This is a genomic window from uncultured Succinatimonas sp. (genome assembly GCF_905203285.1).
Taxonomy (GTDB): Bacteria; Pseudomonadota; Gammaproteobacteria; order Enterobacterales; family Succinivibrionaceae; genus Succinatimonas.
This window is the reverse complement of record NZ_CAJKVK010000002.1, coordinates 20,661-41,393: the sequence shown is the minus strand read 5'-3', so window position 1 is coordinate 41,393 and position 20,733 is coordinate 20,661. Positions and strand designations below refer to the sequence as shown.

The following is a 20,733-nucleotide window of genomic DNA, read 5'->3' as shown; positions in this document are numbered from 1 at the left end:
GATATGACTTGCGCACTCGTTGTTTATGCCAACGGATCTGAAGATATGGAAGTAACCGCCATTACCGATATCTTAAATCGCGGCGGAATCAATGTAATTAAAGCCGCTTTAAATGATGACGGCGGCTTAAAAGTCACTTTAGCCCACGGCACCACGGTCGTTTGCGATAAAAACTTAAATGACTGCACTGATAATTACGACGTAATCGCTATACCGGGCGGACTTGAGGGAGCGGAAAACTGCCGCGACAGCAAGGAATTAATCGCAAAATTGCAGGAACAAAAGGCAAAAGGCGGATATATTGCCGCCATCTGTGCAGCTCCCGGTTTCGTGCTCGCAACCCATGGTCTTGTCGGAAACGCCAAAGCTACCGGATACCCGGGATGTGCCGACAATATCGAAAATTATATAGATAAAGGCGTAGTCGTTGATAAAGAAAGCAAACTCATCACCGGGCAGGGACCTGCTTTTTGCATGGAATTTGCGCTTTCAATTCTTGAAGAGCTCAAAGGCAAAACCGTTGCCGATGAAGTAAGCTCCGGCATGCTGCTTAAAAAATAATTTTTGTTCTCGTTTTCTAAAATATTAAGCGGCCTTAAAGTGCCGCTTAATTTTTTAATTTAAGGTCTCCACACTTTCACGTTATGAAAGCCCATTTCCTTTAACTGCCTTGCCTGCATCAGACTCATTACTCCCTGATCGCAGTAAAGAACATAGGTTTTTAATTGATCAAGAGATGAAAAATCTTTTGCCGTCTTATAAAAAGGCATTAACACGACCTCATTATCTTCAAGCTTTAAAGGAACCTTTGCCGCATCATCAGGGGATCTGACGTCAAGCACGATTTCACCGCGCTTTAATTGCGACTCAATCTCAACATCAGTCTTTAAGCGCTTTGTGTCCTCGGGAATTTCTTTGATATCAATAAAGCGTGAAGCCGCAACCGCTTTTTCCACCAAATCCGCATCCATTTTTGCCTCTTCTTCTTCCACAAAGGAAAGATTCGGACAAACGTTGGGATGATCGGAAATCACGCCACAGTATTCAGGCATATTCTCGGCAAAACCTGCAGTACCGATTAAAGTCGCTTCATCGATAATATCCTGCTTGTCTTCCATAACGAGAGGACGCAAAATCAGTGAATTTGAGGCTCTGTCAATATGCGAAAGATTGATTAAAGTCTGACTTGATACCTGACCTACGCTCTCACCCGTCACCAAAGCTGAAGCTCCGATTTTCTCGGCGACGGACGATCCGACGCGCATCATCATGCGCTTTAAAATCACGCCGCGCACGCCGTGGTGCGTACGTTCCAAAATCTGACCTACTATATCCTCAAACGGAATGGTGATGAACTTGACGCGATGTGATGAGGCGAAGCGATCCCAAATAAAATAGCTTTCCTGCTTAACGCCGATTTCATGGGCGGTTCCACCCATATTAAAGAATAAATAATTGACGCGGCAGCCGCGGCGAATAGCGCGATAAGTGGAAACACCGCTGTCAAAACCGCCTGAAATCAAGGAAAGAACATCACCCTGCGATCCGACGGGATATCCGCCGATTCCTGTATGCTTTCCGGTGATGACAAATGCCTTTTCTGAATCTATTTCAATATTAACCGTAACTTCAGGATGGGTTAAATCAACCCCGTTATTGGGAAAATGCTGCTTAAACATCCCGCCTATGATTCTTTCGGCCTGCTGCGAGGTAAACTCATGATTGCCGCGTCTTTTTACTCTTACGGCAAAGGTCTTGCCCGCAAGCTTCTCACCGTAGATAACTTTGGCATGCTCAAAAATATCATCAAAATTTTTAAAATCAAATTCATCGACTTCCAAAAAAGAATGAATACCAGGGATCCTTGATAATTCGCGAATCGCGGCTTCTCTCATGGACGTATCTTCTTTTTCCCCAAAGCGCACGATAAGCTTGTCCCACTGGGAATAGACATGGCATTCCATCGCGCGGTGCTTTGCAACGTTTAATATATTCTGTGACAAAAGCTTAATAAGGCGGTTGCGCACGGGACGGCTTTTAATCGAGATTTCAGGAAACAGTCTTAAAATAAATTTCATGATTTTTTAAGTCAAAAAGAAGATAAAAAAACTTAAAGCCCTGCAGGCAAAACCTGCAAGGCTTAATTATCAATGAGTAAATTTAATTATTGATGCTTGCAGCAATGATGTTCACCGTCTTCCTCATGATGATGACGTCCGCAGCAATGATGCTCTCCGTCTTCTTCATGATCGTGGTGATGTCCGCAGCAGCAGTGATGTTCACCGTCCTCTTCATGATCGTGATGGTGTCCGCAGCAATGGTGTTCACCGTCTTCTTCATGATCGTGGTGATGCCCGCAGCAGTGATGCTCACCGCCTTCTTCATGATCGTGATGATGTCCGCAGCAGCAATGATGCTCGCTTCCTTCTTCAGACGGGCAATGTCCGTTTACATGGGCATGACCGTGCTCTTTTTCCTCGGCAGTAGCTTCACGCACATCTTCAATAGTAACAAGGAAATTAAGCACCTTGCCGGCAAGCGGATGATTACCGTCAACGACAACGGTCTTATCGGTGATCTTCTTAATAACAACAGCCATAGGACCGTTTGAAGAATCCGCCTCAAATACGGCGCCCTCTTCAATATCAAAATCGCCGAAAAGCGAACGATCGATTTCCTGAACCAGACTTTCGTCATACTCTCCGTATGAATCGGCAGGATGCAATGTCACGGTAAAAGAATCACCTTTTTCATGACCGTCAATCGCCTTTTCAAGCCCCTTAATCAAAAAGCCGTGACCGATTAAAGCAACCACAGGATTTTTCGGATCGGTTCTGCCTACTACCTGACCTTTTTCATCAGTAACCGTAAATGCAACCGTAGCAACGGTGCCGCGTGAAATTTTCATAAGCAATCTCTTTTATTAACTATTATTTCTTCAAATTCTCTTTAGGTGAAACTAAAAAGTCCTCGGGAAAGCATTTTGCCGTAATATCACGGCCGCTAGAATCCTCGGCCTTAAACTTGCCTTGACTGTCAAGAATTAATCTAGCACAAATATCGCTGCTCGTTTTATCTTTTAAAACCAAAGCCAGGACAAATGATTCTTTTGCAAACTTGACTTCATGGGCATAGGATTTACCCACCTCGTCAGAAACAGTCCAAGTGCAGCCGCTAAAACCGTTATTAATTGAATCACATGCCTTTAAAAACGCAAAACCGTCAGCTAAATCACTTAAGGCTTTGGTTCTTAATTTAAGCGTGGCAGCATCAATTTCAGTATCCGCACTCTCTTCTTGAGCCTTAACATTATCGCTTGGGGTCATTAATACGGTTACGGCATAAGCAATAAGACAAACGACAAAAACACCAAGACAAGCGATGCGAAAACGGGACAAAGTGCCGTCAGCGTTATAAATAGGATGAAACATATTTATTCTTATCCGTTTCAACTCAGAATATTAACTGTTTAAAGAATTACGATTTTCATAAGGCTTTGCGTACATCGCAAGAACTCTTTGCCTTAACTCCTCAGGATAGGCATTGATTCTTGCCATGAATTTATCCTTATCCTCAGTTTTTACGGATTCATCCTCACCTGAGGCAATCATGATGCTCGGATAAAGTTCGTAATTTCTCCAGATAAAGCTGTCAATAATTTTGGCAAGCTCCTGCGGCGAAGAGAAACCTGAGGTTATAGGATCGCCTGCAACGATACTGACTCTGCCTTTATAACCTTTAATGCCGCCTATAATACTTTCAATATCCTCAAGCTCGCCTTTTTGGTACTGACCGTTATTTTCCTCGCGCTCTTTAAGTTCGCGGGCTTTTGACAAATCAGCAGGATCGTACTCATAAGTAATTGACACGGGCACGATATTAAGCGAACTCATGTACGTGCTAAAATCCTGCTTTAAGCTGCGACCGTATAAAGAAATCATCTTAAGTACGGCTTCTTCGACGCGATCGTCGCCGTCTTTTGCCCGTCCCTCACGCTCGGCTATCCAAATCGAATGTCCCTCGCTTAAAGACAAACCGATATAAGATGACAAATGCGTCATTGCCTTTAATTTTTCGCGCGGAGCCGAAATCGAGCGCTTGACGATAAAGCTTTTATTAAGACGCATCAATGATGATGCCGCCTGGGTTTTTAAAAGATTATCACCGATGGCAATGCGAACGGTATCAAATCCTGCATCATGCAAAGCCAAATCGATAAAAGCAGGATCTAAAGAGATATCACGGTGATTTGATATAAATAAGTAACCGCGTTTTGGGTCAAGCTTATCAAAGCCCTTAAATGTAACTCCGTCAGTGGTTGCGTCAATCATATGGCGCATATAGGCTGCGACTTTATCCTGAAAATCAGCGATATTATTGATTTTGTCGCAGTAATTTTTAATATAGCGGCGCACGAAAGGACGCAAAACAAGACCGCACCATTTGGATAATATCGGGTAGCGGAAACGCAAAATTCCGTCAAGAACTGATTTATCAGAACAAATTTTAGCAAGCTCGGTTTTTATTTCATCATCTCGACACGGACGAATATCATCAAAAATCGGATCGTCACTGCTTAATTTGCGCATGGATGATTCAGCGCTCTTGCTCATTTGGGCCCTCGTAAAAATAGAAATCGTTAAACTAAACTATTTTAGCAAATATAGGCAAAAATCCCAAAACCGTATTTTTAACAAAATATGTCAGAAGTCCCTATCCTCTTTAGGGTGGGGATGAATGGCACAGGGCAGACCACCTGACTTTGGTGTGCAATAAAAAACAGACTTATTGTACAGCCTAAACCGCAGGATTTGCAGGGATTGCTAGTTGATACTGGCGCCGACGGGTGTCTTGAGCGAGAAGACGCCCCGCCTTCTTTAAGTCGAGGAGTAAATCACAAGAAGGCCAAAAGTAAGACAACAGTCTGCACGCCGTCTTCTAAGGTAAAGAATATTTCACAAAATTTTTAGCTGTATTTTGCGCCATAAAAAAACAAACCGCAGGACACTGCCTGCGGTTACAAATGTTAAGGTACGTGAGGCCTAAACATATTCGATTGAGCGATTGGAGCGGTAACTGTCAAAATCTTTGAACAACTCAGGCTCGGTCTCGCGCAGTTTGTTAATCATATTTCTCGTGACCAAAGTTACACCGCCTTCGGTACGATAGAAGCGACGGGCGTCAACCTCAGGGTTCTCACCGATGATGAGATTACGAGGAAGCTCTACGCCGCGATCCAAAATTACCTTAGTCAAACGGCATCCGCGATGAACGACGCAGAACGGCAATACGACAGCATCAGTCAAGAAACAGTTGGAGTGTACGCGGGCAGCCGAGAACAACACTGAATGGCAAATTGACGATCCGGAAATAATGCATCCAGCAGAGCATAAGGAATTTCTTACGATTGAAGAAGTGCCGTTGATGTCCTGAACGTATTTTGCAGGCGGCATCTGTACCTGGTAAGTCCAAATCGGCCAGCTGGTGTCGTAAACGTCCAACTGAGGCTGTACGGAAGCGATATCCATGTTAGCTTCCCAGTAAGCATCCAAAGTTCCGACGTCACGCCAGTAGCAGATGTCCTTGTTGCCGCGGTTGCGGATGCATGACTTGGTAAAGTCATGGGCATAAGCCTTCTTCTCACGGACTAATGCAGGGATAATGTCCATACCGAAGTCACGGTGGGAATCAGGATTTTCAGCATCCTGCTGCAATACTTTATACAGATACTCGGCATCAAAGACATAAATACCCATTGAGCACAAGCTTCTGGTCGGATCGCCCGGCATAGGAGGAGGATCCTTAGGCTTTTCGATAAAGTCGGTGATAAGACCGGTTTCATCAACCTTCATTACGCCGAATGCGGTAGCTTGCTCTCTAGGAGCAGGAATGCAGGCTACGGTAAGAGGAGCGCCGTGCTGAATGTGGTCCATTACCATTGCGGCATAGTCCATCTTGTAAATATGGTCACCGGCTAAAATGACAATGTACTTAGGGAAATGATTACGGATAATATCAATATTCTGATATACGGCATCCGCGGTACCCTGATACCAATGTTCTTCGTCAACTCGCTTCTGAGCCGGGAGCAAATCAATAAACTCATTGAACTGGTTGCGCAAAAAGCTCCAGCCTGACTGAATATGACGCAGCAAGCTGTGGGATTTATACTGAGTTACGACACCGATTCTGGTAATACCTGAGTTAACGCAATTTGACAAAGCAAAGTCAATGATGCGGAACTTACCGCCGAAGAAAACTGCCGGTTTTGCTCTTGTGTCTGTGAGCATGCGTAAACGGCTGCCGCGGCCACCGGCCAATACAAGGGCTAATGTTTGTTTAGCCACGTCACGTACGTTATCCACTTAACACCTCTTTTAAAGTTGCTTAGGATCTAATTAAAATTTTCTGCTTTTAATTTTGAACCTATATAAAGTGCATTACCACGGCAAATGCTTTCTTTTGAGAGAACTCTCAAAAAAACCGACAAATTTGATCTTAAAGGTGAAACTTAACGCACATTTTTCTTTAGAAAAAAGGTGTTGATTCTGAGCCTGTTTCTTAAATTTTCATGCAAATCCGCAGCCTGCCTTTACTAAAAAGGCTACTGCGCTGTTACAATTGACGAAAAATTAATATGTTGGAGACAAGACACTCATGAAATTAGGAATTATCGGAGCCATGGATGAGGAAGTTGCCAAACTTTCTTCCCTTATGACTGATAAAAGAATTGAAACAATCGGCGTCCATGAATTTTTTATCGGTAAGCTCAACAATAAAGAGATAGTTTTATCAAGATCGGGTATCGGCAAAGTCTGTGCCGCAGTCACAGCCACACTGCTTATTGAAAAATTCAAGGTTGACGCGGTAATCAATACCGGCATCGCAGGTGCCGTTTCCACCAAATTAAAAATTGCCGATATCGTATTTTCCACCGCTGCGGCCTATCATGACTATGACATAACTGTTTTCGGCTATAAAAAAGGTCAGGTCCCGATGTTCGAGCAATACTTTAAAGCCGATGAGAACCTGTTGCAAAAGGCTCGTGAAATCTCTTCCTCCATTGAAGGCTTTAATGTCTATGAAGGAGTGGTTTTATCAGGCGATCAGTTTATCTCGGACAAAGCAAAAACCCGCAAGATGATTGAGACCTTCCCTGAGGCTCTCGTCACCGAAATGGAAGGAGCGGCAATAGCCCACGTCTGCACTGATTTTAAAGTTCCTTTTCTCGTGATCCGCTCGGTATCTGATATGGCTGACGATAATTCACCTAAAGCATCCGTAGACTTTATGGACGTTGCCGTAAACAACAGCGTAAAAATCGTCTGTGCTCTTGTCGATAAGCTTTAAGAGGCACAACATGTCAGAAGACAAAGAAGTTTTTGCCGATCTGCTCGATTTACCTGAAGATAACGGACAGGAAATCGACTTTGCCGCCGCCGTAGGCAAAGTCGACAAACTTAAACAGGATACGATAGTAAAAACAACGGCTTTAATGGATAAAGAACTGTCTAATATCAAACGAGAAGCGGCGGAGCGGGATAATAAGCAGGAATTTGACGATCATGTTTCATCCGCTTTCGTCCCGATTGTCGATCCTAACGAGGTTTTATCCTGGAAGACTCCCGGGGCGCAGCCCTATCTTCTGCGTAAGCTTAAAAACGGCGAATACCGTGAAGCCGATTTTATCGATCTGCACGGCAAAACCATTGAAGAAGCCTATGAAATCGTAAGGGCATTTATCAGGCACGCCAAACAGGAAGAATTCCGCTGCGTTCTCATCATTCACGGCAAAGGCAGTCGTCAGGTCAAAAAAGCTCAAATGAAAAGCTATGTCGCCCATTGGTTAAAACAGATGAATGACGTCATCGCTTATCACAGCGCGCCTGATTTTAAAGGCGGAACCGGTGCGGTTATGGTGATTTTAAAGAAAGGAGATAAAGCTTCGGCTTTAAACCGTGAACGGCACGCAAGGCGCTGACTTTACTCCATATGATTAACCCCGCAAAAAAGCGGGGTTAACTAGACTCATTTTTCAGTTTTTTAGTCAACTAAAAGTCGCAGCATGCGGCGCAGCGGCTCGGCGGCACCCCATAACAGCTGATCGCCTACGGTAAAAGCAGAAAGATATTCCCCGCCCATCATCATCTTGCGGATACGTCCGATAGGAACATTTAAAGATCCTGAAACTTTAGCCGGAGTAAGCTCCTGCAAGGTTACGTCCTTTCTGTTCGGAATAACGCGTACCCACTCATTCTGTGCGGCAATAAGGCTTTCGATTTCCTCGACCGGAACATCCTTTTTAAGCTTGATGGTCAATGACTGGCTATGGCAGCGCATGGAACTGATACGTACACAGTTGCCGTCAACCGGTACGGTTGCAGGCGCATAACCTAAGATCTTGTTGGTCTCGGCCATACCCTTCCACTCCTCACGGCTCTGGCCTAAAGGCATTTCCTTATCAATCCAGGGAAGAACGCTGCCGGCAAGAGGAGCGGTAAAGTTTTCGGTAGGGAAATCTTCGGCATTCATGCAGGCACGTACTTTCTTTTCAATATCCAAAATTGAAGAATGCGGATCGGAAAGCTCGGCTTTTACGCAGTCATGCAGGCATCCCATCTGCAACAGAAGTTCGCGCATGTTCTTGGCGCCGGCGCCTGATGCGGCCTGATAAGTTGAAGAAGAAATCCATTCAATCAAATCGGCTTTAAATAAACCAGCCAATGCCATTAACATCAAACTTACGGTGCAGTTGCCGCCGACGAAAGTTTTCATGCCGGCATTTAAAGCGTCATCAATTACATTCTTATTTACCGGATCCAAAATAATGACGGCTTTGTCATCCATACGTAAAGTCGATGCGGCATCAATCCAATAGCCGTTCCATCCGGACTCACGCAGTTTTCCGTACATCTTTGACGTATAGTCGCCGCCTTGGCAGGAAATAATGATATCTGTTGATTTAAGAGCGTCTAAATCGTATGCGTCGGCAAGTTTGCCGGTATTTTTACCGTTAACGGCAGGTGCATCCTGTCCTGCCTGTGAAGTAGAAAAGAACAAAGGCTCGACTTTATCAAAGTCATGTTCCTGCAGCATACGATCCATCAATACGGAACCGACCATGCCGCGCCAGCCGATCATGCCCAACTTTTGCATTGTGAACACCTATTCAGTCTTGTTTGCGTTATTTAATTCACACTTGGCAATTGCGATTTTACGTTCATAAGTGTGAGATTCGTTACGTAATAATACGGTAACTCGGCGTCCCGATGAAAGAATATTTCCCAATATGGGGTTTGCGCACAATCTTTGTGCATTTTTTGCGATATTATCGAGACTTTTGTTTAATTGCTCCGGCGTTGCGCGTGCATAGAGATCGTCATCTTTTACCACATGCATGACAAGTTCATCGGGCAAATCATCAATTTGAGCTATTACCGTATCCTCATCCACAGGAACCGGCAGCGCGTTTTTTAAATCATCAAGCGTTAAAAGCTCATCGTTTGGCCTAAATTTTTCCGCATAAATCACGTACGCGGCAAAAATGACCAACACGACAAAGCATACTTTATAGTTACGCTTAAACCATAAAGCCCATCTTTGCAAAAGATTTAGTTTTCCAGGATCTGTGCCTTCACTCATAAAACACCCGAGAAAATATTTAAGACGCCTGCATTGTAGCAGAGTAAAAGCTTTTTCTAAAAAGCGGAAAATGTGTTTTTTCTCTTAATCAAAGACTCTCTTAATCTATGTTATCCTTTTATACGTTTTTAGACTTCATATTGTAAGACTGTTTCTCATGCCAACTTATATTGCAGGAAAAGATGCTCCGCTTGAAGAGAGCATCGCACTTTTCAGATCTCGCGCCCAAGAACTTGATCTTAAAATTATCGAGCACCCGTTTTTACATCCGCTGCCGGATATCTATTCAATCAATATAGAATCATCCGTAAGTCCTTTTGTGTACTCAAACGGAAAAGGCACAAGCAAGCTTGCCGCTTTAGCCTCAGCTTACGGAGAACTCTTTGAGCGTCTTTATACGCACATATTCTTTAGCGACTACTATTTGGGTCCTAAAATCGGGAAAGAACCTTTCGTCCACTACGAAGATGAAAAATGGACCGACCTAAATCTGCCTAAAAAAGATCTTTTTAAAGAGATCTTAAATGCTTCTTTAAAAAAATTTTATCTAACCGATAATGAATTAAGTCTTGAGGTTTTAATTGACAAGCAAGGCGCCGTAAACGGACGCGGTATCTGCTCCCTGCCTTTTACTGAAGCCTTTTCTAAAAAAACCGTATTTTTCCCCGTTAACCTTATCGATAATCTTTACGCCTCAAACGGCATGAGCGCCGGTAATACTAAAGAAGAAGCCGCAGTGCAGGCTTTATCGGAAATCATCGAGCGCTATACTAAAAGCACTATTATAAAAAATGCCTATGCCCTGCCTGAGGTTCCTAAAGACTACATTGCAAAATTCCCCAAACTTTTACACACGCTTGACCTGTTAAATGCAGGATCTTTTAAAGCCGTTTGCTACGACGCATCTCTTGGCGGAAAATTTCCCGTAGTATGCGTGGTTTTGTTTAATGAAAAAAACGGCACCTGCTTTGCCGCTTTCGGATCTCATCCTCTTTTTGAAGTCGCGCTTGACAGAACGTTAAGTGAACTCCTGCAAGGGCGCAATCTTAATGATTGCGATGACTTTGCCGAGCCTTCCTTAGAACCTGAGATTTATGCCGACCCGACCAATCTTGAAAGCCATTTTATCGATTCAACGGGCATACTGCCGCTTGAAATGTTTAAAGCAAAGTCCGATTTTGCTTTTTCGCCAGTAAATTTTGCCGGAACTACTTCTTTACAATATGAGTTCTTAAAAGAACTTATTAAAAAAGAAGGCTTTAAAATTTATGAGCGTTTTTATACCGCCGCGAACCTGCCTGTCTGCCGCATAATCATTCCCGGTATGTCCGAGGTGTACCCTATAGACGATCTTGCGTACAATAACTGCGCTGCGGGCTTTTCACTTATTAATGAAATTTTAGAACTCAACGCCAAAGCTCCTTGTGAAGATGAAATTGCCGCGCTTCTTTGCAAAATAGAAGACGCCGATTTTTCCGACGACGCTCCCGTATTTGAATCTTTAGGCATCATCGCTGATGACATTCCCGCATTAAAGAATCTGCGTTTTGGGCAATTAAAATGCCTTCTTTATCTAGCCTTAAAAGATTATGACAACGCTCTCTTTTACGCCAAGTGGACGCTTAATTTCAACGCGGCAATCTTTGATGAAGCCGATCTTAACTTTTACCGTTGTCTTGAAAAAATGCTTGAATGCATTGACGATCCTCTGTTATTTAAAGATTTACACCGTTGTTTTACCTTACTTTACGGTGAAGAAACCGTCCAAAAAGTTTTAAGTCATATTGAAGGCAACGATCATTTTTACGGACTGCCGAAGAATGTCTTAACTTTAGATAGTTTTAAAGCTCACGAAAAACTTATTAAAATTTACGAAAAAATCAGGGAATAAATTATGAAAAGAATTAAAAAGTTAATACTGCCTTTAACCGCAAGCGCTTTTGCATTACTTCTTGCCGCCTGCCAAAGTCCGATTGAACAAAAAGAAATAAGCTATATCCCCGACAGTTATTGGACACTCATGCAGGATAAATTAAAAACGGTTAAAAATTTAAACTTAAAAGGTCGTATCGGCATTCAAAATCCCCAAGGGCGCATGAGTGCCAACTATATTTACAATTTAAAAAATGAATCCTACAGCCTTGAATTGATTTCATCACTTGGCAGCCAAATCGGTAAATTAACTGCCGACAAAGATAAAGCAATGTTGATAGTTAACGGCAAAGTCTACACAAGCCATGACGGCGAAGCCTTAATTAAGGAAATCTACGGGCTGTCCCTTCCCGTAAACAACCTAAAAGACATCATGCTCGGTATTCCGCAGGGCATGGCGTTAAAAGATGCTTCAGGAAAATATCAAAGTGCGGTCATCGCAGGATTTTTGGTTGAATATCAAAAATTTGCCGATTTTAATGATTACGCATTGCCGACAGACTATCAAATAAGCAATGAAGATACTTTACTTAAAGTAAGATTAAATGAAGTATTGACCATCAACTAAAGACAAAAAACCCTGCAAAATCAAGCAGGGTCAATGTCTCTTTTAAAGTTTTAGAGTAAAAATTAACGACCGTTAACGGCTTTCTTCAACTCGGCACCGGCAGTGAAGGAAGGGGTCTTGGAAGCCGGGATCTGGATAACTTCGCCGGTCTTAGGGTTGCGGCCTTCGCGTGAATTGCGCTCGGTGATCTTAAAAGTGCCAAAGCCAACCAACTGAACGCGGTCACCTTCGGATAAAGCTTCGCTGACACTTGCCAAAACTGCGTCTAAAGCACGGCGAGAACCTGCTAAAGACAAACCGGAACGCTTTGCAATCTGCTCAATGAGTTCAGACTTATTCATAATTTTTCCCTAATAATTTATTAATTTTGATTTTTAACTGCGAATTTTACAGAAACAGTCATTTTATAAAGCCGTAAAAATCACAGTATCGAAAATTCATTCCTGCTCTACAGCAACGACTGCAGCGCAAGGGTATTTAAAAAAACTTATAAATTTCACCACAACTTAGTTAAATGATCAACAAAAAACTGCTAAAAAGCTGAAAAAAATGCGGCACGTGAGCTCATGATCAAAAGATTAATGACCTTTTTACGCTGAAAATTGATCTCAACAACCGCCTTTTGCGTTTTTCTCAAAGAGCAAGCGAGAAAAATCCGCGGATTTTTCTTCGTTTGATGTAAAATAGCAACGCGTTTTTCTTACAAAGAATCTCTCTGTTCTTTGCTTAATCTGTCTTATTTTTATTTATGGAGTCTTCTAAGATGGATCTTTATCGTCCTATCAAAAGAGCCTTAATCAGCGTTTCCGATAAAACCGGCGTCGTTGAATTTGCCAAAGAGCTGGCAAAGCGCAATGTCGAAATTCTTTCAACCGGCGGCACCGCCAAATTACTTGAAGAAAATGGCGTTAAGGTCATTGAAGTCTCCGACTATACCGGTTTCCCTGAAATGATGAGCGGCAGACTCAAGACCCTGCATCCTTTGGTTCACGGAGGAATCTTAGGCCGTCGCGGTACCGATGAAGGCGTTATGCAGGAGCACGGCATCAAAGCAATCGATCTTGTCTGCGTCAATTTGTACCCGTTCGTCAAAACCGTTTCCGATCCTAACTGTTCTCTTGAAAAAGCTATTGAAAACATTGATATCGGCGGGCCTACCATGGTTCGCGCCGCCGCAAAGAATCATCGCGACGTAGCCATTGTCGTAAGAGCTTCCGATTATGATCGCGTTATAAAAGAAATGGATGCAAACGAAGGTTCGCTTACTTATGAAACCCGTTTCGATTTAGCCGTAGCCGCTTTTGAACATACCGCAGCTTATGACGGTGCTATCGCCAACTATTTCGGTCTTAAGGCTCCTGACTATGGTATTGATGACGGTGCCGAACGCCATTTCCCGCGTACTTTAAATCAGCAGTTCATTAAACTGCAGAACATGCGCTACGGTGAAAACCCTCACCAGAAAGCCGCCTTCTATAAAGAAGCTGACGTTAAATGCGCCTGCATCGCCACTGCAAAGCAGCTCCAAGGTAAAGAGCTTTCCTATAACAATATCGCCGATACTGACGCCGCTATTGAATGCGTCCGCGAATTCGACAAGCCCTGCTGCGTCATCGTCAAGCATGCCAATCCGTGCGGCGTAGCTTTAGGACAGACTTTGGTTGAAGCTTATGACAATGCTTTTGCCTGCGATCCTGAATCTGCTTTCGGCGGCATCATAGCTTTTAACCGTACTCTTGATAAAGATGCAGCCAAAGCCATCATCGATCGCCAGTTCTGCGAAGTTATCGTAGCTCCGCACGTTACTGAAGAAGCTAAAGAAGAAGTTGCCCGCAAGAAAAACATCCGTTTGCTTGAAATCGGTGATTTGAGCATTTCCCCTAAGCGTATGGACTTCAAGCGCGTAAACGGCGGCCTTTTAGTTCAGGAAGCCGACACTGAAACCGTCAAGCGTGAGGAACTTAAGGTCGTAACCAAACGTGCTCCGACCGAAGATGAACTTGAAGAATTGTTCTTTGCTTGGAAAGTCTGCAAGTACACCAAATCAAATGCTATCGTTTACACCAACAATAAACGTACTTTAGGCATCGGCTGCGGTCAGACAAGCCGCGTATTCTCAGCCCGTATCGCTTGCCTGCGCGCTGAAGACGCCAAGCTCTCTCTTGAAGGCGCTGCTTTAGCATCTGATGCTTTCTTCCCGTTCCGTGACGGTGTTGATGCCGCAGCAGCTGCAGGCATTAAGTGCATTATCCAGCCGGGCGGTTCAATTCGTGATGAAGAAGTGATTAAAGCCGCTGACGAACACGGTATTGCCATGGTATTTACCGGCATGCGTCATTTCCGCCACTAATTAAAGGAGTCTTAGATGAAAGTTTTAGTAATCGGTAACGGCGGACGCGAACACGCTCTTGCTTGGCGCGCTTCCCTTTCACCTCTTGCCGACAAAGTTTTTGTCGCTCCGGGCAACCCCGGCACCGCTCGTGAAGAAAAAATGGAAAACGTTAATATCTCCGTAAGTGATATTGACGGCTTGGTAAAATTTGCCAAAGACAATAATGTCGATCTGACTATTGTCGGTCCTGAAGCTCCGCTTGTTGACGGTGTCGTTGACGCTTTTAAGGCTGAAGGTCTTACCATTTTCGGACCGAGCAAAGCTGCAGCTCAGCTTGAAGGCTCCAAATCTTTTACCAAAGATTTCTTAAAGCGCCATCACATTCCGACCGCCGCCTACGAAATTTTCGATAACGCCGACAAAGCCTGTGCTTATATTAAAGAGCAAGGCGCTCCTATTGTTATTAAGGCAGACGGTCTTGCCGCCGGTAAAGGCGTAGTCGTCGCCATGACTGAAGACGAAGCTATCAACGCCGTTCATTCCATGCTTGACGATCACGCTTTCGGCAATGCCGGAGCTCGTGTCGTAATTGAAGAGTTCATGGAAGGCGAAGAAGCATCCTTCATCGTTATGTCAGACTCCATCAACGCTTTACCCATGGCAACCAGCCAGGATCACAAGCGTGTCGGCGACGGCGATACAGGTCCTAACACCGGCGGTATGGGAGCCTATTCCCCGGCTCCGGTTGTAACTAAAGAGGTTTATGACCGCGTTATGAATGAGATCATTAACCCTACTTTAGAAGGTATGCGTAAAGACGGAATCCCGTACTTCGGCTTCCTTTATGCAGGTCTTATGATTGATAAAAACGGCGCTCCGCGCGTAGTCGAGTTCAACTGCCGCTTCGGTGACCCTGAAACCCAACCTATCATGCTGCGCATGCAGTCGGATTTAGTTGATCTTTGCCTTAAAGGATCCAAAGAAAACGGACTTAAAGGACTTGAGGTTAAATACGATCCTCGTCCTGCAGTAGGAGTTGTTCTTGCAGCAGAAGGTTATCCCGCATCTCCGCGCAAAGGTGATGAAATTTCAGGGCTTGATGAAAAAACTCCTGAAGGCACCAAAATTTTTGAGGCCGGCACCAAGTCTGTTGACGGTAAAGTCGTAACTTCAGGCGGACGTGTTTTATGCGTTACCGCTTTAGGTGAAGATATCAAAGATGCACGCGACCGTGCCTATAAACTTATTGAAAAAGTCCACTTTAACGGCATGTTTTATCGTAATGATATTGCATGGCGTGCTTTAAAGCGTGATTAACGACTAATTCAACCGTGAACTAACAATTTAAGGCTGTAAAAAAAATCTGCAGCCTTTTTCTTTTTTGCATACAGCCAAAATTTTGATCGATCCGAAGTTAGGTTGATCAATACCTTGGTTAGCTTGGTCGGTACCTTGGTTAGCTTGGTCTACAGAATTGATATTTTCTCTCACCCGTTCTTTGTCGTCAATTTTCCAAATCTTCCGCAAGTTTTGTGCCTGCTAATAATTTTTCAACCTAAAAACAACATTAAATTTTTAACAGTTGAATGCCCCAGATATATACAATTTTTCTAAATTATTTCCCTGTCTTATTTCGCGTTGTGTTCTATCTGCAAATGATTTCAGCTGAGCTGACTCATCTAATAAAAAACAGCAATCAGGTCGTACCTTTTTTGTCTTTAACAAATTGGTATTATGGGTTGTAACTATGCTTTGTATAGGTAATTTTATTAAATACGTTAAAATATTATCAGCAACAGAAAAATGATAAAAAGCATCAAATTCATCGATAAAAACAAAAGTCGATTTATTCATAAATTGCATCCAATAAAAGAATCTTGACAATGCCAATGTTCCACTAGATGCAGTCATAAACATAGGTAATAATTGTTTATGTTTAAAATAAATTTTTTCCGATCCATCAGGGAGTTTCATTACTGATAGTTTTTCATTAACTTCATTTTTATTTAAAAATTTTTCAAAATCTTCTATTAAATCATGTTTAATAATATACTCATCAATATTAGTATTCGATAAACCTCCTATAAAAGAATTTCTTCTAAACCATAACATTCCTAAAATAAAATCCATTAACTCGAATACTAAATTATCTTTAAGTCTCGGTGAATTATTTACCATATATCTTAAAAAAGAAATACTTCCAACCTGAATTTGGGTATTTAAAGATTCAAAACCAAAATCTTTTATGCCGTCGAAATTTGTAATATTATTTGTTAAATCCCATTCAAAAATGCATTTCTTATTAATTATCAACTTTTCTTTAATCAAAGTTTTGTAGTCTTTTTTGCTATAAATATATTCAACATCTTGCCCATGTATATTAAAAACATATTCAAAGTCAGCACAATTATTAATACCATCGGCTCTCAGGTAATACTGATAAGCTAAAGAATCAGTAGACACATCTGCAAGATGATGCATTACATCAAAAATTGCATAACCTAGGTTGCTTTTTCCTGAAGCATTAGGCCCATATACCACAAGAGACTTAATAAAGTTATGATCTTCAGATAAACAATCTTCGCTATATGAATAATCTCTGACATTGGAGAAATCTAAAAATAATTCTTTAAATTGCTTAAAATTTCTTACTCTAAAAGATCTTAATATTGCAGTAGTCATAAAAGTCTCCTTGCCGTAAAAAAATTACAGCAATATAACTTTACATTATTTTTGATTCTTTTTGCATTTAAATTTGTGCCTTTGTGTCAAAAAATACAAACAAAAGTGATGATGTAAACCTTTCTCTTAATTGTCTTGACACTATCCTTCCAACGTCATACCCTACATCCCACATTAAAAATGAATTCAAAAACTTAACCGTGTTCTTCTTTTAAAGTCAAAAATGATCCAAGAAATTTTAGATGAAATTATATTATTTAGCGTCTCGTTTATAGCCAACCTCTTTGCCTCAGTTTCAGGCGGCGGCGCAGGATTCGTGCAATTTCCCTTACTTATATTAATGGGTCTTCCTTTTGCCGAAGCTTTAGGCACGCATAAAGTAGCCGTAATCTTTCTTGGAGTAGGAGCTTTAAGCAAGAAAAAAAGCGAACACGGCAAATTTAATCTTGACCGGCAAATTGCGCTTCTTATGCTTCTTATCGGCTGTCCCGCCGTCGTGGCCGGAACGCTTATAGTTATCAGCGTTCCTTCGCAAATTGCCGAAATCGCCGTCGGTCTTATTACAATCGCTGCAGGTATTTACACTTTCTTTAAAAAACAATTCGGATCAAACGCCAATCCCGAGCGTTCTAAACTGCGAGTTTTCGCCGGAACATTGGCGATTATCGCAGTCGGATTGTTTTCAGGATCTTTATCATCAGGGGCAGGACTTTTTGCCACTCTCACCTTTGTTTCGATTTTCCGATTGGATCTTAAAAGCGCCATTTTACACACCATGGTATTTGTCGCCACGATTTGGAATATCGTAGGAGCGATTACCGTAGGATCGGTAACCGCTATTCATTGGTCATGGGTGCCCGTACTTATTGCCGCTACTTTTTTAGGATCTTTTGCCGGAACTACGCTTTTAATTAAACTTCCGGTAAAAATAGTACGTCTAGTTTTTTCCTGCGTGGCTATTATGAGCGGCATAATCCTCATATCTACAGCCGTGTAGATCGTTTTGCTCAATACCGATATTGCTTACATGATCTTTAATTGCGATCTTAATAAGCATCTTGGCTAAGTCAGGATCGCGCTTTGCGCCTCGCAGCATTTCCATCAAATCAATTTGGAAATTGATCTCGTTGTCAACCAACTCCTGCTCACGCATCGCATCTTCATCAAGATCTTCTTCGGTATTGTTTTCCACCATACGCACAACAGAAGCAAGGCTTGACCTTGAAGCTATTTCCGCCTCGTCGCCCTGATGCAGAATAATCGCATCAAAAGCTGCGGTTAAAGAAGCTGCGGCATCTAAAGCAAATAAAGTACCGAGACTGTCTCCGTCTTTATCAGGATCGGGAACGAAAGGATCAAAAACATCCAAAACTTTTTCTAAATCGATGTGATTGAATTTATCTAAGTGATATTCCCAAAGTTTTTTCAGCGCGAAATTAAATTCCGCTTTACCTTTATGCTTTACGGTATCTACCCATAATTCAAAATTAGGGAACTGACGATGGGCTAAAACCAAAGCAAAAAGACTTTGACGCCACGGAGACAACTTATTTAAAGTCGGATAAAACTTTTCACCGAATAATGTCATGAAACAAAACCTTACACGTTAATTTTTCTTTACAGAGATTTTACACAGATTTGCTACAAAGATAGAACAAGACTTTAGCAAATCAGGAACTAAATATGCAGCTTTATTTTGTCAATGTCGGTTACGGCGAGTCCATTGTTATCAAAAACGCAGAAAAAGCAATTATTATCGACGGCGGACCTGACGACAAAGAAACTTATGAAGAAAAAGGAACAATCAGGCTGCATGAGTTTTTAAAAAAGATAAAGGTAATGACAATAGAAGCGATGATCTTAACGCATCTGCATTACGATCACATAGGAGGGCTTTATAAAGCCGCAGTCGATTTTCCCGTTAAAACATTTTATACGAGCATAGTCAGCGATTTTTCTTCTCAAGGCGTAAATTACATTAACGAAAATCCACAAGAGAACATTTCCACCTTTATGCGCGGAATTGCCCTCTACAAAAAACTGCTTAAGACGCTTACAAAGAACAAAGTTCCTTGTCATGAAATTGCCAAAGAAAACCGTTTATCTTTTTTTAACGGTCAGGTACAAATTAAGACAATAGGTATTACCAAAGATAATCTATTAAAACGCAAGATCATGCTTGAAAATGCTTTTTTAGACTATCAAAATCCTGATAGTCAAAAAATTCTGCTTCAATTTGATAAAAGCGAAAATTTATTTTCTTTAGCGCAATTTGTCACAGTTAACAATCATTCCTTCATGCTTACGGCAGATCAATCATGTATTGCTCGCTTTACCGATGAACTGCGCCAGGCTGATGTAGTTAAATTAACCCATCACGGTCAGATTGACGGTATGCCGTCATGTCTTATCGATATCTGCAAGCCTTCATTTTTTATTATCTGCGCCGACAGTAAGCGCACTTACAACAGCGCCCGTCCCGAGATAATTGCAAAAGCCGAAGATTATTTAAAAAAGGAGTCTATTGCAGGCCAAATTTTTATTACCGGAATGCTTAACCGAAACTTTTCTTTAAATGAAGAAATTTGTGCCGTAGGCTTTGAATGTAAAGAAAATTTACTTCCTTTTGCCGTATTAAAAAAATAACTTAACAAACGCCTTATATAAAGCAAATTTGAATTTAAAAAGTGTTTGCTAATCTTACGCCATCATTTTTAAAGGTGTAAGTATGATTAGCAACAAACGACAAAAAACCGTAAAAGGAATATGTCTTGCCTTTTTAATGGTATGGACGCTTTTTCCCATTTACTGGATGTTCACCCTTTCAATCCGCAGTCAGGATGATTTGAACTCCGGATTTTCTTTTTATCCGCGATCTTTTTCACTTGAGAATTTCATCGGACTTTTTACGGAAAAGGGATTTTTGAACGCCATCTTAAATTCTTTATTCGTAACCTGTACATCACTGTGCGTATCTTTAGTATTCGGCGTAATGTGTTCTTACATATTATCCCGTGCCAGATTCAAATTCGGAATGAAAGGCCCGATGCTGTTCTGGGTACTGCTCATAAGAATTCTGCCGCCGATTTCCCTGGCGCTGCCGCTTTACATCATGATGACCTCACTTGGCATCATCAATACGATGACTCCTATCGTACTTGCCCATATTTTAATTAACGTGCCTTTTATCATCTGGTTTCTCCTGTCATTTTTCCAAAAACTTCCCGTAGAAGTTGAAGAAAGCGCTATGGTCGACGGCGCAAGCGAATGGCAGATGTTTACCAAAATCGTTCTACCCCAGGTTCTTCCGGGGCTTACTGCGGTCGGTATCCTTTCCTTCATGACTTCATGGAACGAATACCTTTACGGCGTTATCTTCGTGCAGGATCCGCAGAACTTTACCATTCCGCTGCTCCTTTCCACCATGAACTCCGAACAGGAACTCACCCAATGGGGCATGGTCGCATCAGGCGGCGTCATCTCCTTAATCCCGGTTTTATTTTTCGTAATTTTCGCTCAAAACTTCTTAATCTCAGGACTGTCAAGCGGTGCTGTGAAAGAGTAATTAAAAGGAAAT

The 20,733-nt window shown here is 42.1% G+C and carries 20 protein-coding genes; 10 read left to right on the top strand and 10 right to left on the bottom strand.

Annotated features, from left to right (window positions below; all coding sequences use genetic code 11):
- Positions 1–3 precede the first annotated feature (3 nt).
- A complete protein-coding gene (locus QZ019_RS00550; RefSeq protein WP_295481568.1) occupies positions 4–561 on the top strand; it encodes a DJ-1 family glyoxalase III in 558 nt (185 codons plus the stop codon).
- Between the two features lie 59 nt (positions 562–620).
- Here the strand turns inward: QZ019_RS00550 and thiI are convergent, their stop codons facing one another.
- From thiI to glgC, 5 genes are all read right to left on the bottom strand, one after another.
- The gene (thiI, locus tag QZ019_RS00545) at positions 621–2,078 is read right to left on the bottom strand and encodes a tRNA uracil 4-sulfurtransferase ThiI (RefSeq protein WP_295481566.1); all 1,458 of its coding nucleotides are present in this window, start codon (positions 2,076–2,078) and stop codon (positions 621–623) included.
- A gap of 86 nt (positions 2,079–2,164) precedes the next feature.
- The gene (locus QZ019_RS00540) at positions 2,165–2,908 is read right to left on the bottom strand and encodes a peptidylprolyl isomerase (RefSeq protein ID WP_294564808.1); all 744 of its coding nucleotides are present in this window, start codon (positions 2,906–2,908) and stop codon (positions 2,165–2,167) included.
- Between the two features lie 22 nt (positions 2,909–2,930).
- Positions 2,931–3,431: a hypothetical protein gene (locus QZ019_RS00535; protein ID WP_295481565.1), complete on the bottom strand. Its 501-nt coding sequence runs from the start codon at positions 3,429–3,431 to the stop codon at positions 2,931–2,933.
- A 30-nt stretch (positions 3,432–3,461) separates the two neighbouring features.
- Positions 3,462–4,613 carry a 1-acyl-sn-glycerol-3-phosphate acyltransferase gene (locus QZ019_RS00530; protein ID WP_295481564.1) on the bottom strand — a complete coding sequence of 384 codons (1,152 nt, stop codon included), beginning with the start codon at positions 4,611–4,613 and terminating at the stop codon, positions 3,462–3,464.
- Positions 4,614–5,042: 429 nt separating this feature from the next.
- A complete protein-coding gene (gene glgC, locus QZ019_RS00525; RefSeq protein WP_295481562.1) occupies positions 5,043–6,365 on the bottom strand; it encodes a glucose-1-phosphate adenylyltransferase in 1,323 nt (440 codons plus the stop codon).
- A gap of 292 nt (positions 6,366–6,657) precedes the next feature.
- On the opposite strand from glgC, the gene QZ019_RS00520 reads away from it, so the two are divergent.
- Both QZ019_RS00520 and QZ019_RS00515 read left to right on the top strand, forming a co-directional pair.
- A complete protein-coding gene (locus QZ019_RS00520; RefSeq protein ID WP_295481559.1) occupies positions 6,658–7,350 on the top strand; it encodes a 5'-methylthioadenosine/adenosylhomocysteine nucleosidase in 693 nt (230 codons plus the stop codon).
- Between the two features lie 10 nt (positions 7,351–7,360).
- The gene (locus QZ019_RS00515) at positions 7,361–7,981 is read left to right on the top strand and encodes a Smr/MutS family protein (RefSeq protein WP_295481557.1); all 621 of its coding nucleotides are present in this window, start codon (positions 7,361–7,363) and stop codon (positions 7,979–7,981) included.
- Positions 7,982–8,043: 62 nt separating this feature from the next.
- Here QZ019_RS00515 and asd read toward each other — a convergent pair whose 3' ends face one another.
- Complete coding sequence (gene asd / locus QZ019_RS00510; RefSeq protein WP_295481555.1) at positions 8,044–9,156, bottom strand: aspartate-semialdehyde dehydrogenase; 1,113 nt, start codon at positions 9,154–9,156, stop codon at positions 8,044–8,046.
- Positions 9,157–9,165: 9 nt separating this feature from the next.
- Positions 9,166–9,642, bottom strand: a complete 477-nt coding sequence (locus QZ019_RS00505) for a hypothetical protein (RefSeq protein WP_295481554.1) — start codon at positions 9,640–9,642, stop codon at positions 9,166–9,168.
- 157 nt (positions 9,643–9,799) lie between these two features.
- Here QZ019_RS00505 and QZ019_RS00500 point away from each other — a divergent pair, with 157 nt between their 5' ends.
- Entirely contained in the window at positions 9,800–11,533 is a 1,734-nt protein-coding gene (locus tag QZ019_RS00500; protein ID WP_295481552.1) for a YcaO-like family protein, read from the top strand.
- A 3-nt stretch (positions 11,534–11,536) separates the two neighbouring features.
- Positions 11,537–12,142: a lipoprotein insertase outer membrane protein LolB gene (lolB, locus tag QZ019_RS00495; RefSeq protein ID WP_295481550.1), complete on the top strand. Its 606-nt coding sequence runs from the start codon at positions 11,537–11,539 to the stop codon at positions 12,140–12,142.
- Positions 12,143–12,204: 62 nt separating this feature from the next.
- Here the strand turns inward: lolB and QZ019_RS00490 are convergent, their stop codons facing one another.
- Positions 12,205–12,483 (bottom strand): HU family DNA-binding protein, encoded by a 279-nt coding sequence (locus tag QZ019_RS00490; RefSeq protein WP_009143677.1) that lies wholly within the window; start codon positions 12,481–12,483, stop codon positions 12,205–12,207.
- Positions 12,484–12,905: 422 nt separating this feature from the next.
- Here QZ019_RS00490 and purH point away from each other — a divergent pair, with 422 nt between their 5' ends.
- The gene (gene purH, locus QZ019_RS00485) at positions 12,906–14,492 is read left to right on the top strand and encodes a bifunctional phosphoribosylaminoimidazolecarboxamide formyltransferase/IMP cyclohydrolase (RefSeq protein ID WP_294564778.1); all 1,587 of its coding nucleotides are present in this window, start codon (positions 12,906–12,908) and stop codon (positions 14,490–14,492) included.
- 15 nt (positions 14,493–14,507) lie between these two features.
- Positions 14,508–15,791 carry a phosphoribosylamine--glycine ligase gene (gene purD, locus QZ019_RS00480; RefSeq protein WP_294564775.1) on the top strand — a complete coding sequence of 428 codons (1,284 nt, stop codon included), beginning with the start codon at positions 14,508–14,510 and terminating at the stop codon, positions 15,789–15,791.
- Between the two features lie 258 nt (positions 15,792–16,049).
- Here the strand turns inward: purD and QZ019_RS00475 are convergent, their stop codons facing one another.
- Positions 16,050–17,156: an ATP/GTP-binding protein gene (locus QZ019_RS00475; RefSeq protein ID WP_295481547.1), complete on the bottom strand. Its 1,107-nt coding sequence runs from the start codon at positions 17,154–17,156 to the stop codon at positions 16,050–16,052.
- 223 nt (positions 17,157–17,379) lie between these two features.
- Between QZ019_RS00475 and QZ019_RS00470 the strand changes: the two genes are divergently transcribed.
- On the top strand, positions 17,380–18,153 hold the full coding sequence (locus QZ019_RS00470) for a sulfite exporter TauE/SafE family protein (protein WP_295481545.1): 774 nt from the start codon (positions 17,380–17,382) through the stop codon (positions 18,151–18,153).
- Here the strand turns inward: QZ019_RS00470 and QZ019_RS00465 are convergent.
- On the bottom strand, positions 18,094–18,744 hold the full coding sequence (locus QZ019_RS00465) for a DUF416 family protein (protein WP_295481543.1): 651 nt from the start codon (positions 18,742–18,744) through the stop codon (positions 18,094–18,096). The two genes, QZ019_RS00470 and QZ019_RS00465, sit on opposite strands and share 60 nt — an antisense overlap.
- A 95-nt stretch (positions 18,745–18,839) precedes the next feature.
- On the opposite strand from QZ019_RS00465, the gene QZ019_RS00460 reads away from it, so the two are divergent.
- Positions 18,840–19,802 carry an MBL fold metallo-hydrolase gene (locus QZ019_RS00460; protein WP_295481542.1) on the top strand — a complete coding sequence of 321 codons (963 nt, stop codon included), beginning with the start codon at positions 18,840–18,842 and terminating at the stop codon, positions 19,800–19,802.
- A gap of 82 nt (positions 19,803–19,884) precedes the next feature.
- The gene (locus QZ019_RS00455; RefSeq protein ID WP_295481540.1) at positions 19,885–20,721 is read left to right on the top strand and encodes a carbohydrate ABC transporter permease; all 837 of its coding nucleotides are present in this window, start codon (positions 19,885–19,887) and stop codon (positions 20,719–20,721) included.
- Positions 20,722–20,733: the final 12 nt, after the last annotated feature.